Below are 13,798 nucleotides of genomic sequence, written 5' to 3'. Positions count from 1 at the left end.
CTTTCTTCAATCGTCCTGTTTATGTCAGCATTCGTGTGTAGCCTGAGTTGATAAACCGAGGGCGTGTTGACCTTTGCAGTGTGTTTTTGCAGCAGTGAGTTAGATATTTAGGCAAGGCAGAGGCTGCGTAGCATAGTTATTCTATGTGAGTCAGCCGATAACGCTGAATAAATGTCCAACTCGCCCTAGTACAACGCTGAAAAAAATTTGCCACTTTGCTTGGCGTTTTACGTAGCGACTTCTACACTAGACCTCACCATTTTAACAAACTGTTAAAACTCTCTGCACCAGCTGTACGCAAAGGTTTGCGACCCCTTTTGGTATCAAGGAATTGTATATGAGCCATCATCACTGTGCGCACGACGCTGATATCGTCAGTGCTGCGATTTACCCGCCGATTGGCGTTATGCGTGTTGGTAATAGCCCAACTGAGTATTTTATCGGCCCTGAAGTTAACCAGCCTTTTGCCCATGACAATCAATATTACCGTGATGCCACAGGGGCGCTGAAACGTCAGGCGGCGCGTTTTCGTATTTATGGGTTTGATGCACAAGGGAATGTAGTTAAAGAATTAACCGCAGACAATGCTACCATTACTTGGCATGCACGACTTGCCAACCAAAAGGCGTCTTGGTATCAGTTTCAACTCGCGCTAGATATTCCAGAAGCAGCCGAAGCCGACCCATCGTTACTGCGTAACGCAACCGTAAAAGATCGCAGCACTTTATTGATAGATGGTGGTCAGCACAGTGTTTGTGGTAAAAACCAGCAAGGTAGCAATACGCGTTTTGTCGGCTGCTTTGAACATACTTCGGTTTACCTCGGCGAAATGCGCACCGATAACGAAGGTCGCTTAGTGATGCTAGGTGGTCATGGTAAATCTGCCAACCCGCAAGGCAAACCTGCGGTTACTTTTGGTAATAACGAAGGTTGGTATGATGATACCTCCGACGGCCCAATTACCGCCGAGGTACAATTTGCCGGTAAATCTCTGCCAGTCAAACCCGCTTGGGTGGTTTGCGCGCCACCAGACTACGCGCCGATGCAAAAATCGGTGCGCACCATGTGGGATTTAATGCGCGATGTCGCCGTTGAAGCCAACTTACTAGCTGCGCCGGGTATTCCTTCGTTTACTCATGATATTTTACCCATCTTCCAACGCTTAACCGATTTGCAGTGGGTAAATGCGGGGTTTGCGGCAGGTTTTGGCTGGCAAAGCCCGTTTGATTTTCGCTCTGAACAATGGTTAATGCGCTTAAGCGACCCATCAGAAACGTGGCAAGCGGCGCGACGCACCTTGTTCCATAATTTCCGTAATCTTGACACCGCGTTTAGCACACCAAATGCCAGCGTTAATACCCAAAGTTGGGACCCTAAATTTACAGCGCTTTCAGTGCAGCAATGGCCTTGGTTATACGGCGATGCCATGAGCGTTAACGCCAACGCGTCACCACGCCAATTTGTAACCTTAACGCGGCTGCAACTGAATGCCCTAGCGGATTGGGTGCGTGGCGAATTTATTGCCGATTACGACCCACGCACTGTACCGCCACAATGCCTTGCTGATGTGCCGCTGGCTGAGCAACCGGATATGCTCACGCGCGCTGCGATGGAGTTTTGCCTTGCCGATGCATTCCATCCCGGTTGCGAAATGACATGGCCAATGCGTACTGCGGGGCTATATAGTGAGGCGTTTCGTTTGCGCCATGCGGTTGATACCGCGCCAACCCACGGTATTAATTATGGCCCGGTGATGACATCACAAATTGCCCTTCAACCGGACGGCCCGATTTTATCGGGTCAAGTTGCTGGCGGCATTACCCGCTGGATGGCCATTCCGTGGCAAACCGACACCGCGAGTTGCCGCGATGGTTATAACCTTGCCTATGACCCTTATTTACCTACATTCTGGCCAGCGCGTGTGCCAAACAATATGCTCAATGAGACTAACTACGCCAAAGTGATTGATGAAAGTTTGCCGCTGCAAACGCGCCAACAAGCCTTTAATGAGCGGGAGTTTTGGCTTGATGATTTACCTATAGGTCCTTCAACCAATTACGAAGCGCAGATCAATTCTATGATTGATAACTTTGCTGATTTGGCGATTGTGCTACCGCAAACCAAACCGGGAGATAGCCACTTCCCAAATACTATGCAAGTGGGTATGACACCGCAAAAACCCGCAGCTTTGCTGCAAACCAAAGCTAAAATGCACACTGAGTTGCAGCACTTAACAGCCTCTGAACGCCGCCCTGATCTCAGTCGTACCGATAAAGCCAATCGGTTTGGTGGTAAGTACTGAGCCAATGCGTGATATTCCGGAAATAGTTATAGTTGGAGCAGGCATTGGTGGCTGTATTGCCGCCATTGCACTGGCGCCTTATTATCGGGTGATGCTGATTGACAAATATGCAGCGCCACAAGCCAAAGTGGGTGAGTGTTTAGCCCCTGCGGCTTCGCGTATTTTGCATAAACTTGGGCTGAGCTCACTTTTAGAACAAGGCCATTTGCAAAGCCACGGCATACTTTCTTATTGGGGCAGTAACGAGCCAAGCATAGCCGATAATTTACCTAATCCCGACGGGCTGGGTTGGCATCTTGATAGGCAGCTTTTTGAAACTCAACTGCGCGAGGCTGCCAAGCAACGCGGTGTTAAGTGTGTGTGGCCTGCGCAGCTAATTGACGCAGCTAAAACCACCAGTGGCTGGACGGTGCAAATCCAAACCGCTGAAGCCTATATGTGTATAAACCCCATGCTGTTGATTGATGCTACGGGTCGGCAAAGTGCGTTGGCGAGAGTACTTGGCGCAGAGCGGCACAGTGACGATAGGTTGATCTCCTTGTGGCTGACCGCCTTAGTTACGGTGCAAAAACAGTTAAGTGTGCTTAGTCACACAGAGCGTGGCTGGTGGTATAGCGCCCCACTACCGACATTACCAGACGTAGCCATGACAGGCGCAGCGGCAAATGTACCCTACTTAAACTTAGGACCAAGTATTGCTAAACCGCGCTTGTTTGCGTGGCAAGTGATGGCGCCTGAATTTGATAAAACCGTGGCGCACTGCCCTCAAGCCTTTTTAGAAGCCGCAAGCTTAGTGCCTGGCTTTTCGACGCTGGTAGACCAAGTAGTGCCCGGTAGCGCAACCTTGCATGGTATTGTTGCTGCAAATTCAGCTCGGCTTGAACAGGTTGCGGGGGCGGGTTGGTTTGCTATTGGTGACGCAGCCTTATGTTTCGACCCACTTTCTTCCCAAGGAATGTTTAATGCGATGGCAACCGCCATGCAGCTGGCTGATTTATTGATTGAATATGGGCTTAGTGACCCACAAACGACCCCAGCCTATCAACAACAACTTGATAATATTTGGAGACACTATTTGCGTCATCGCCAATTTTATTATGGACTCGCTGTGCAAGCCTAGCTGACACAGTTGTATCTTGCTCGCCCAACTGACCCCGCCATATACGCATAGCGTATTATGGTGGTGGATTATTATGCTGTTAATTGCTCTTACTGAGATGATCTCTGTGCCTATTGGACTATAGTTTAAAAGAAGGCGCAATTATTGCTTATTAAGCAATTGAATTCTGAAGTTCCTAAGGTTGCAATACCATGGGCATCGACCTGCAACAATCTAAGTTAAATTACCGACTAAAACGCAGTTTTAAGCGAGAGCTGCTGCTTTGTATCGCGCTGGTGGTGCTAGTGACATTTTTGTCTGTGTACTTCGAAATTGAAGTTTTAGAGTCCTTTTATGACTTCACTCGTAGTCATGAAAATTGGGAGCTAGATGAAATTGTGGTGTCACTCAGCGCAATTTGTATTGCCACGATGATTTTTACTATTCGGCGTCTGCGGGAAATCAAAGCTCTTCATCAAGAGCTTGCATTACAAGCGTTAACCGACCAGTTGACCAACCTTGGTAATCGCCGCTACGCCCATGAACGCTTAGAGCAAATGATGGCAAACTGTGACCGCTATCAACATATTCTCGCACTGCTGTTTATTGATCTGGACGACTTCAAAGAGATCAATGATCAATACGGCCACCAAACCGGTGATCAAATCCTCAAAGCGGTGTCAGCTCGGCTTGTTAATTTGGTAAGAAAAAATGACTTTGTTGGCCGTTATGGTGGCGATGAATTTATTGTCCTGATTGAAGCAACACAGCTCAGTGAAATCAACACCGCCAAGGGCCGAATTGAAGCCTTGTACAACGCCAACTATCCTCTCGGTAAACTCTCTATGCAAGCCAAATTCAGCCTCGGAATGGCGCTTTATCCTGAAGAAGCTGACTCAGCCGAAGCGTTGCTCAAACTTGCCGACCAACGTATGTATCAAGAAAAGACCGCTCACAGCTAGATCATCCGTTGCAGTAGGACTATGACCACACATCGACGTAACATAACAAATCATGGATAATACGCGCTTTGACTTGTTACCTGCAGAGGAAGCTATCTATGGCACAGACGCAAATCGTTTTGATTAATCCAAAAAGCCCGACCAATGTCGGTGGTGTGATGCGTGCTGCGGGTTGCTATGGTGTATCTCAAGTGTGGTATACCGGTGAGCGCTATGGCTACGCCCGTAAATTCGCTACTGACACCAAACAACGAGTAGACGAAATTCCGCTCACCGCCCTTGCCGACGTAGCCTGCCTTAAGCAAGGCAATACTAAGCTGGTTGCCATTGAAATGGTCGACGGTGCCGAGCCTTTGCCACATTTTCAACATCCTGAAGAGGCTGTGTATATCTTTGGCCCTGAAGATAGCTCGCTTAAACGTGATGTGCTGAGCCATTGCGACCATGTGTTGTACATCCCGACCCATGGTTGTATGAATCTTGCGGCGACGGTTAACGTGGTGCTCTACGACAGATTAGCCAAAAATGCCAATACCGATTATTCGCGGGAGTTTTTACTGCAAAATCGCGATACCAATAATCGCGTATCGGTATAAGTTACAGATTAGAAAGGGTGTGCTCACACCCACACATCATTTTTAGCGGTTAATTCACTTTGCATAGCGCCAGTATTGACCACACCGCGCGGCTCGACCAACATTATCTTACATTCGTGCTGCGCATAAGGTTTATGTTCAACACCTTTTGGCACGACGTACATTTCGCCCTCAGACAGCTGCACTACGCCATCACGAAACTCAATTTGCATTTGGCCTTCAATAACGATAAACACTTCATCGGTATCATCATGGACATGCCAGACAAATTCGTTATGGATCTTGGCAAGCTTGAACTGATAGTCGTTCATTTCAGCAATCACTCGCGGAGACCAATGCTCGCTAAACTTGCGGAATTTGTCTTGAAAATTAATCGCAGTTTTTACCATTTTGACGGTACACCCTATTTACTTGCGGTTGGAGTCTTGCCCACATCCCTGAAACATGGACAAAACTTAGCCTACTATAAGCTGTTTAAAAACGCGAGTAACGCACTTTTGTCAGCGCTGCTGCGCGTCTCATAAGCAATTTTCGCGGCATTCGCTTCACCACCATGCCACAAAATAGCTTCTTCAATGCTACGTGCGCGGCCGTCATGAAGATAGCTGTGTTTAGGTGTACAAAACTCGTTGCCTTGACCGCCTAAAACATTATCAACGCCCCCAGTTACGCAGGCTGATAGACCTAAGCCCCACAGCGGTGGCGTGCGCCATTCTGCGCCGCTGGCATCACCTTCACCGAGATTATCCGCCAAACCGCTGCCCATATCGTGCAGCAATAAGTCGGTGTAAGCATGGATAGTTTGATTACGTAGCTCAGCAAGTGGGTGGTAAGCGCTGGTTTGCATACTTTCGACATGGCATTGCTCACAACCAATTTGCTTAAACACGGCTTTACCTTGCTGCACTTGGGCATCTTCAGCACTACGCTGCGCCCTTACCCCAAGTAGCGCGAGATACTTAACTAATTTATTCAGGTCGGTATCAGATACTTCCACGCCGCTGTTACCACAATTGCTTTGTGCACTGCCACAATCAGGATTTGGCAACAAACTCGAGGTGACGCCCATATCAGTATTAAACGCACTGGCAACTTGATGCTGAAGGCTCACTGTCGCCGCCTTCCAGCCAAATCGGCCAAGGCGCGTCACACCAGATTGTGGATCAGCAATGCGGTTTGCTTTACCTGAAATACCATCACCATTGGCATCATTTTGATCTTCCCGCGCCAAAATGGTTTCTTCCGCAATGGCCTCAAGTAACCCCATGCCAACTAACTGTGGAGCAATACGGGCAGAGAAGCGGGCTGGGGTAGTTTTACTAAATTGAAAATTAGGTGAGCGTAAGCCGTTGTTTTCATTCCAACTTGAAATGATCACAGTGCCTTCACTGTCACTACTACTGATCCCAAAAGTATTGGGTTGCAGCACTTTACCAAGGAGCGGATGGGGGTTGCCATTCGCATCTGCGACTTTAAACACCCATTTATCAAGTGATTCACCAATTGCAGGAGGTGCGGCGCGACCATTACGCGCATGGCAGCCAACGCAGCTGTGATTAATATAATGCGGACCGGCCTTGCCAACGACTTGTGCGAATACCCCATTTTCACCGCCGTGTTCGTCGTGTTGACCATCAACAAAACTACTATGATGTACTCGCCGCCCCTCCACAAATACTTGCCCATTGAGATTCGAGAGGTTAGTTGCCATTTGCATAAAATGGTTATCTGGCTCATTGGTATAGTTGTACGGTAAAGTTGTACCGCCACCTAACCAAGCCGACTGCGCAATTGGATAAGAGTCTTCGCGTTCAGAGCTTTTGTTATCGAAATTTCCTTTAGTTTGCCAAGGCACTAAGCCTTGACCAATGATGTAGAGATAAGTCGTACCGTAGTAATTGTCTCGCCCTTCCGGTGCAGCTAACAGAAACTGGCTAGCTTCAAACTCCATACGTTGACCAATTTGCAATGGTAAAAAGCCACTTTGACCTGGGTCCCAATTAAGTGGGCGATAATCGTTAATAATCAAACGATAACGGTACTGAGTGCCGTTATCGCTGATTTTATTGAAATTATAATCATAGCTACCGTGATCCAACTCTTGAACCGCGCCATTTATGCCAAAATAGTTACCGTGGTACTCCGCAACAGTGTTAAGCCCGCGATACCAAGCGCGAAATTCGCGTTCATTTAACGGCCATTCCGTAATAAAGGTAATTTCTAAACTATTGCCACCTTTAGCGACATAATCAACGAATTGAAACTGTGCAGTGCGATGTGTCCAATAATGGGAAAGGTAATGATCATAGCTTTGAAACTGATCTTCTTTTGCATGGCGATCACGACCACGGTCAGCAAAACGCGTCACTAAAGCGTCACCACGGTCAAACTGAATAGCCTGCTCCAGTGGCGTGCTGGCGGAATAAAGCGGCACCACATTGCCACCGCTCGCCAGTGGACAGCCTTGCCCATCAACAGCAGTCCCTGCTGGTGTATTGGGGCAATTATCAGCGTTATCTGGCACTCCGTCCCCGTCACTATCGGTACCGGGTTGAGTGCTTCCTCCACCAAGGGTAAACGTTTGCGCGCTGGTATCGACTGCACCAGTTGAGGTTTGGTAAGTAAACCAATATTCAATGCTGTCACCCGTGGTCAAATTACTCAGCGTCAAGGTGTTACGTCCACCCGCAATCACCATTCGCACGTTTTGCTGACCACCGCCATTGACGCGGTAGTGAACATCGGCCCAATCTGAGGTATTCACGTAAAACTGCACGCTGCTCGCGTCAAGTTGAGCAACACCATAAGGCAACTGCACGATAGGACAGCCATTGCTATCAACCGCACTCCCCGTAGGGGTATTGGCGCACTGATCTTGGCTATCAGGAATACCATCGCCATCTGAATCAATTGGGCAACCAGAGCCGTCCACAGCAGTACCGGTTGGCGTATTTGGACAGATATCGGCGCTATCAGCAACCCCATCACCATCGGAATCCACCACTTGAGCGCCTGCTTCAGCTAAAATCGCCCATTCTGCCAGCTGGGTAATATTGCCGCTGTTATTGCTCATAGTCAGCCGATAAAACTGATAAGCCGTTTGATTGTTAAAGGTGAATTCACGCGTTGCAAAACGCCCAGGAAAATCTTCATTACTTCGACTATCGAGCACTTGCCAATTTTGCCCATCGTTAGAGCCTTGCAATGACCAATTGAGTGGATCGCGCTCAGCAAAATCATTGGCTGAAGTCAGTTGATAGCCTTTTGCCACATACGCACCGCCATTGGCTTTAAATTGCAACCATGTACTGTTATGGAAAGTGAGGTATTTGCTATTGATATTATTGTCGATGACTTTGTCGCGCCCTTCGCCCCGTGGCGAGTCGTTATATTGTGCGCTTAGCTCACCAGCTAAATCTGTAAGGTCAATAAGCGTAGTGGTCGGACAGCCGTTACTGTCCACAGGTGTATTGGCTGGGGTATTTGGACACAGGTCAACGCTGTCATTCACGCCATCGCCATCACTATCAAGTGCAGGACCAGCACCCCCGCCCGTCCAAACTACATCGTCAATCGCCATAGCAAATGCAGAGGTTGGGATTTGCCCATCCACAGAAACAATATTGAAATGATTTTTAATTGATTGCAGTGCGATTAACGGGCCAGCTAAATCTCGTACTGGGATCACCGCCTCTGCCCATTCGCCGTTACGCACTAACCCATAAGTGGTGGTATTGGCAGGGAAAGTAAGCCAATTCTCGTTGGTGTAAGTGTCTGCGATACCGACTCTGAACGCCACATTGGCGGGTATTTTGATTTTAAATCGCACTTCACCATCAACAAAAGCACTCATATCGCGTGCTTGTCTTGCCTGAAAGCCGCCACCAAACCACTGATTTGGCGTATAATTCCACGCGATTACTGAGCTACCTTCATACGGCGCTGTGCTGCCTGCACTGATAGAAGTTTGGTTCCACACATAAAAATCTGAACTCTCACCCAAAGTCAGTTTATTGCTGGTTGGTGTGTTGTCGGTAAACACCCCAAACGTACCGTGCTCTGGCGCAGTCGTGTTACCAATAAACACTTCGCCTTGTCCGTCGAGCTGATAAACTCGAACATAATCAACCACCATTTTACCGGGTAATGGCGCGGAGACTTGGTCATCGCTGCGCGCATCGGTAAAGTTGCCACCCACAGCTAAGTTCATCAACAGGTAAAATGGCTCTCGAAACTCGCTCGACTCGGCATCAATGTAAAAAGGCGCGTCGTACATATCGTATTCAATACCATTGTCGACTACTGCAAAACGAATTGCTTGCGAAGTCCAATACAACCGGTAAGTCACAAAACGATCCGTTAAGGGCTGACTGCTCACATGGGCATTGTCGTTTTGCCAAGCCAAGCTCGCGGCACAAGTTGGATTACCAGCACTACAGGCGGCATCAGTGTAAAAAATTAAATTTGAACCTGTGTAATTGTTCATCGGTGCACCGGGAAAACCAGCATCAGCTCGACCTTGCGCTGATTGCCCCATTTCCATAATATCGATTTCACCTTTTGCTGGCCAACTCGCCGTACTCGTGCCCAACATCCAAAGCGCTGGCCACAACCCCATTTCAACGCTCGATACTTTCATGCGCATTTCAACCATGCCGTATTTAATGGCAAGTTTGTTGCTGCTTTGGATTTTGCCTGAGGTAAAGCTTTTACCGCCCATCGCCTCACGTCTGGCTTCGATCACTAAGCCTTTGTTGCCCGCTTCGCCACTGATGTCTTCAATCCGAATATTGTTTTCGCTGTACCACTGTAACTCTTGGTTACCCCAGCCACACAAGCCTTGTGCGCAGCCGTCTCCGGTATCGATATTCCAAATCGCTTGGTCAAGGCTATTGAAGTTATCCTCCCAGAGTAAATTGCCCACTGCGGCCTGAGTTTGCGGCACCGCCAACGCAGCAACCGCGATAAGTAACGCGCGCACTTTGCTGCGCGGCCTGCGCATGGTTGTTATTGTCATTGTTCGCTCCTTTGCATTTGCTTTGATGAGTGACTTTCGTCGAGTTGCAAAGTGATAGAGCAAGGAGACAACAACCCTTTGCTTATCACATTGCATATGGCTGCGCAGGACTACCTTGCACGCTGCGCAACAAAAACACAAAATTAATATTGGCTACAAATAAATATCATGTAAGCGCTTTCATTTAAAGCGTGAAATTGTTTCTCTTGCAAGGTTGCGAACAAAAATTATTCAAAGATAATTAATATGACTTTGATTTATATAGAATTAAATTTTAAGAAAAATCAGTTGAGGTAAAGAAGCTAAAGCTCGGTAACAACAACCTTAGAGCTAGCGATTTTTGCTCGGTAACGAAGTTGAATGGCGGCGCGTTACGCCGTCAAGACTAAAAAACATGCAGCTTAAGGCGCAGGAAAAACTAACTTTCCAGCGCTTTGCCCTTGCGCGGCTATTGCATCAACTGAATTTGTGCTAACGACGTAACTTGAATGTGGGTTTGATAGTAGTAACGGTTAAGCTCGCAGCCACCACGATGAAAACAAATCATGGCTTGTTCAAGTTCACCAATCACTCGTACTCTTTTACCTGTATAGTACTCTTCTAGCGTCACTTGGTGCAGTTGCTTAAATTCAGCCACCAATTTAACTGGAATATCTATTGAGATATTGCGTGGGTCGCGGTGATCTAACTCTGTATTGAGATAATATGCACCGAATTGTTCCCCAACCTTTTGGATCAGCAACTCACTTTCTACTGCTAATTTTTGTGGATATTGCTCTGCCGCAACTTTTCGTAGCGCCATCACATCATTTGACTGAAAAACAGGCGATTGACTACTTGCACAACCAAATAAAAACAACGAACACAATAAGATAGAATACTTCATAAATCTTCCTTTTCATCTTCTACGTCCCAAACTGACATAGAACCGGTCGCGAACATAGCCTAAATCAGCGCTTAGAACAAATAAAATATCTCTAAATAAGGAACAAACGTTGAAAATTTAGTCAGCGTTATAGATGTTCGTTTTGCCTGTCCAAGCGGCAATAGCAATTCCCTGACGAAACATGGTTAGTTTCCAAGCTTATTCACTATGGCCAATAATCGTGATTTAGTTTGGAGGTGCTGAATGCCTGAACAACTTTCCCTGTGACGACGCAATAATTTGCTGCAACGCTTACATCATAAACAGGAGGAATAAAACATCCTACGCTCGCCGAGGTAGTACTTAGCCAAACGAACACTAAATTTAGTCTAAGAAGACGCGCCTATAGATTTAGGTCTAAAAATGCCTTTGCATATCAACCATAAAAGCGATAATAACAGCTCAAATCCAGCTAATACGACTAAGCCAAAACCAACGCCAATGGCAATAGCTGACGCATTCAATAACACTTGATAGTTGTAGTTACGCCATACGTCTTGCCGTATCTCAGCGATTGGATTAAACATCACATGAAGATATGGACTATACGCAGCGCGCTGGAATTCTTGCAGCGCTGCAGATAAGCGTTGATTTCTGGCGAATAGCGCCGCAATATTTTCACCAGCAGAAACAATAACTGGGTCATTTTGCTTGGCATAATGCGCAATTAAGTGCTTGATATCACCATGAAAGTACTTATCTGCATCATGTTGAAACGCCGTAATAGCCAATTGCGATTCTTGCATGCGAGCCGCCAAGTTATTGCCATATTGAGTGACAAAGCCTGGAATTTGCACCCCGATTAAAATCGCTGTAATTAGTACCGCAAGCTTGAGGTAATCGAATAGTTTACGCATGGCACTCCCACATTCTTGACTTTGCTAGCATCATGCTAGCTAACTCTAAATATAGAAATAAGCCCCTTAACAGCAAATGAGCGATGTGAGGCATTCGACAGCTAAGAGACCTCAATTTAATCACCATTCGCGATGACAATGCTGACAGCGAGTTAAAGCTACTTTCGATGTAAAAGCAGCTACCTCTAAAATTAAGGGTCCTTTCAGTAGCCTTGCGCAACTAGATTGAAAAATGAGATACCTGAGACTTTAATTTTGCCCCTAAGTTTGCCAGCTCTGCGCTCGCATCGGCATTTTGCTGCGCATTTTCGCTGACTGAGCCGATACTATCGTTGAAATCATTGATGTTTTGGCTGATTTCCGCCACAACGGTTGATTGTTGTTCTGTTGCAGAAGAAACTTGCGCGTTCATCAATACAATCTCTGCGATTGCGCTATTGATTTGCTTGATAATGACCGCTGATTGCTCGGCATGAGCGCGGCTTTGTTCCGCACTTTGCTCAGCTGCTCCCATCGCGTTTACAGCATTTTGCGACATTTTCTGTAGCTGCATTATCATATCTCGTATGCTTTCCGTCGCTTTTTGCGTGTTATGGGCAAGTTGCCGCACTTCATCAGCAACCACGGCAAAGCCTCGTCCTGACTCCCCGGCTCTCGCGGCTTCAATGGCTGCATTTAATGCCAATAAATTGGTTTGCTCCGCCACCGCTTGGATCATCAATACAACTTGGTTTATCTCGTTACTTTGATGATTTAACGCCTGAATTAAATCGGCATTTTTCATCACCATTCCAGATAAAGAGGAAATACTTGCGATATTACCCGCGACAATTTGGTTACCTTGTTCAGTCAGTGTTGCAACATCACTCGCCTTACTTGCGGTGTGTACGGCATTTCGCGCGACTTCCTCAATTGCTGCATTCATTTGCGTTACCGCAGTTGCTATCATAGTCGTTTGCTGCCCCTGCTGCTGCGAAGTTGCTGCCATCAGTTGACTAATGGTGCTCATTTCCTCGGACGCTGCGCTTAATGTCATAACTCCGGAAAGTATGCTATTCACCAACTGCTGCAGCTTCTCAACCATGTTATTAAAGGCATTACCAATACGCGATAACTCATCATTACCCTGCACCTGCACCCGCTCTGTGAGATCAGCATGAGTAGTAATATTGGTAATTGCACGTTCTAATTCAAACAAAGGTTTACGAATGGCACGTTGTACCAATACACCACTTATACCGAGTAGTAAGATCAACATTACACTCGCCACTTCCATCGTAGTGCGGGTGAAGGTGGCATCATGGTCGGCCGCTTGTTTAAGTGCAAACGCGGCTTTGACTTGAGCGTCCAATAAAGTGCGCAAATGCTGATTAATAGGCAACACGGCGTCATTTAGGTGCTGGTTAAATACTTGCTCACTAAGGGAGGCTAATTGCCCTGACGAAAGCTGGTTTGTTAGCGTATCGAGCTTACTATTCATGACTACCATTTGTTGCTCTGCGGCGATGAGCAGCTGCTCTGTCGCGTTGTCGTGCTTGCTGTCTCGCACTAATAGCCACTCTTTTGCAGCATGTTGGCGTACCGTATCAAGTTGAATTGCAGCCTCTTGCACGCTCAATTCGCCAAACCGCGTTTGACGGAAAATCTCTGGCAGCTTAACCGTCAAATCGTCTTTGATTAGGGTTAACTCTTGCGCTGGCAGCAGGTGTGACTCGAACATCGCGTCAACGTCGTGCTGTACTCGATTCATTTCAATGACCACAAACAGACAACTGGCCGAAAACACCACCAACGGCAATAACACTAATATCAGTAATTTTTGCTTGATTGTAAAATCTAATACCATTGCCCGATTCTCTATCTGTTTGTTCATCCTATTGAGTATTATTGCTAGACGCTTACTTAGCCAGTTTTTGTCCTTTTTTGCTATTTCACGAATAATGACTTACAACTCGTCAATTAAGCCACTTTGAAAAGGGTGACTTAAGCTCGCATGTGCTGTCATGTAGGCATGGTCAGTTTGCGCAAACGTTTGGCTCA

Annotated in this window: 9 protein-coding genes; 4 read left to right on the top strand and 5 right to left on the bottom strand. The window is 46.9% G+C overall.

Annotated elements, in window-relative coordinates; genetic code table 11:
- Positions 1–337 precede the first annotated feature (337 nt).
- The 4 genes from ACFOEE_RS16050 to ACFOEE_RS16035 all read left to right on the top strand — a co-directional run bounded on the left by ACFOEE_RS16050 (position 338) and on the right by ACFOEE_RS16035 (position 4,959).
- Positions 338–2,302, top strand: a complete 1,965-nt coding sequence (locus ACFOEE_RS16050) for a LodA/GoxA family CTQ-dependent oxidase (RefSeq protein ID WP_377126515.1) — start codon at positions 338–340, stop codon at positions 2,300–2,302.
- Positions 2,303–2,306: 4 nt separating this feature from the next.
- The gene (locus ACFOEE_RS16045; RefSeq protein ID WP_377126512.1) at positions 2,307–3,422 is read left to right on the top strand and encodes an NAD(P)/FAD-dependent oxidoreductase; all 1,116 of its coding nucleotides are present in this window, start codon (positions 2,307–2,309) and stop codon (positions 3,420–3,422) included.
- Positions 3,423–3,613: 191 nt separating this feature from the next.
- The gene (locus ACFOEE_RS16040) at positions 3,614–4,363 is read left to right on the top strand and encodes a GGDEF domain-containing protein (RefSeq protein ID WP_377126509.1); all 750 of its coding nucleotides are present in this window, start codon (positions 3,614–3,616) and stop codon (positions 4,361–4,363) included.
- 98 nt (positions 4,364–4,461) lie between these two features.
- Entirely contained in the window at positions 4,462–4,959 is a 498-nt protein-coding gene (locus ACFOEE_RS16035; RefSeq protein WP_377126506.1) for an RNA methyltransferase, read from the top strand.
- Between the two features lie 23 nt (positions 4,960–4,982).
- Here ACFOEE_RS16035 and ACFOEE_RS16030 read toward each other — a convergent pair whose 3' ends face one another.
- The 5 genes from ACFOEE_RS16030 to ACFOEE_RS16005 form a co-directional block, all read right to left on the bottom strand.
- Entirely contained in the window at positions 4,983–5,348 is a 366-nt protein-coding gene (locus ACFOEE_RS16030; RefSeq protein WP_377126504.1) for a cupin domain-containing protein, read from the bottom strand.
- Between the two features lie 74 nt (positions 5,349–5,422).
- Positions 5,423–9,976 (bottom strand): di-heme oxidoredictase family protein, encoded by a 4,554-nt coding sequence (locus tag ACFOEE_RS20505; RefSeq protein ID WP_449301153.1) that lies wholly within the window; start codon positions 9,974–9,976, stop codon positions 5,423–5,425.
- Between the two features lie 448 nt (positions 9,977–10,424).
- Entirely contained in the window at positions 10,425–10,862 is a 438-nt protein-coding gene (locus ACFOEE_RS16015; protein ID WP_377126501.1) for a hypothetical protein, read from the bottom strand.
- A 368-nt stretch (positions 10,863–11,230) separates the two neighbouring features.
- Positions 11,231–11,758, bottom strand: a complete 528-nt coding sequence (locus ACFOEE_RS16010; RefSeq protein WP_377126498.1) for a DUF2937 family protein — start codon at positions 11,756–11,758, stop codon at positions 11,231–11,233.
- A 220-nt stretch (positions 11,759–11,978) separates the two neighbouring features.
- On the bottom strand, positions 11,979–13,604 hold the full coding sequence (locus tag ACFOEE_RS16005) for a methyl-accepting chemotaxis protein (protein WP_377126495.1): 1,626 nt from the start codon (positions 13,602–13,604) through the stop codon (positions 11,979–11,981).
- Positions 13,605–13,798: the final 194 nt, after the last annotated feature.

Origin of the sequence: Pseudoalteromonas fenneropenaei, assembly GCF_042643375.1 — a bacterium.
Taxonomy (GTDB): domain Bacteria; phylum Pseudomonadota; class Gammaproteobacteria; order Enterobacterales; family Alteromonadaceae; genus Pseudoalteromonas; species Pseudoalteromonas fenneropenaei.
The sequence above is the reverse complement of the archived record's forward strand: the minus strand, read 5'-3'. Positions and strand labels throughout refer to the sequence as shown.

Coding starts and splice junctions, on each gene's coding strand:
- ACFOEE_RS16040 (WP_377126509.1), top strand. CDS start 3,614: ATGGGCATCGACCTGCAACAATCTAAGTTAAATTACCGACTAAAACGC.
- ACFOEE_RS16050 (WP_377126515.1), top strand. CDS start 338: ATGAGCCATCATCACTGTGCGCACGACGCTGATATCGTCAGTGCTGCG.
- ACFOEE_RS16015 (WP_377126501.1), bottom strand. CDS start 10,862: ATGAAGTATTCTATCTTATTGTGTTCGTTGTTTTTATTTGGTTGTGCA.
- ACFOEE_RS16035 (WP_377126506.1), top strand. CDS start 4,462: ATGGCACAGACGCAAATCGTTTTGATTAATCCAAAAAGCCCGACCAAT.
- ACFOEE_RS20505 (WP_449301153.1), bottom strand. CDS start 9,976: ATGACAATAACAACCATGCGCAGGCCGCGCAGCAAAGTGCGCGCGTTA.
- ACFOEE_RS16010 (WP_377126498.1), bottom strand. CDS start 11,758: ATGCGTAAACTATTCGATTACCTCAAGCTTGCGGTACTAATTACAGCG.
- ACFOEE_RS16005 (WP_377126495.1), bottom strand. CDS start 13,604: ATGGTATTAGATTTTACAATCAAGCAAAAATTACTGATATTAGTGTTA.
- ACFOEE_RS16045 (WP_377126512.1), top strand. CDS start 2,307: ATGCGTGATATTCCGGAAATAGTTATAGTTGGAGCAGGCATTGGTGGC.
- ACFOEE_RS16030 (WP_377126504.1), bottom strand. CDS start 5,348: ATGGTAAAAACTGCGATTAATTTTCAAGACAAATTCCGCAAGTTTAGC.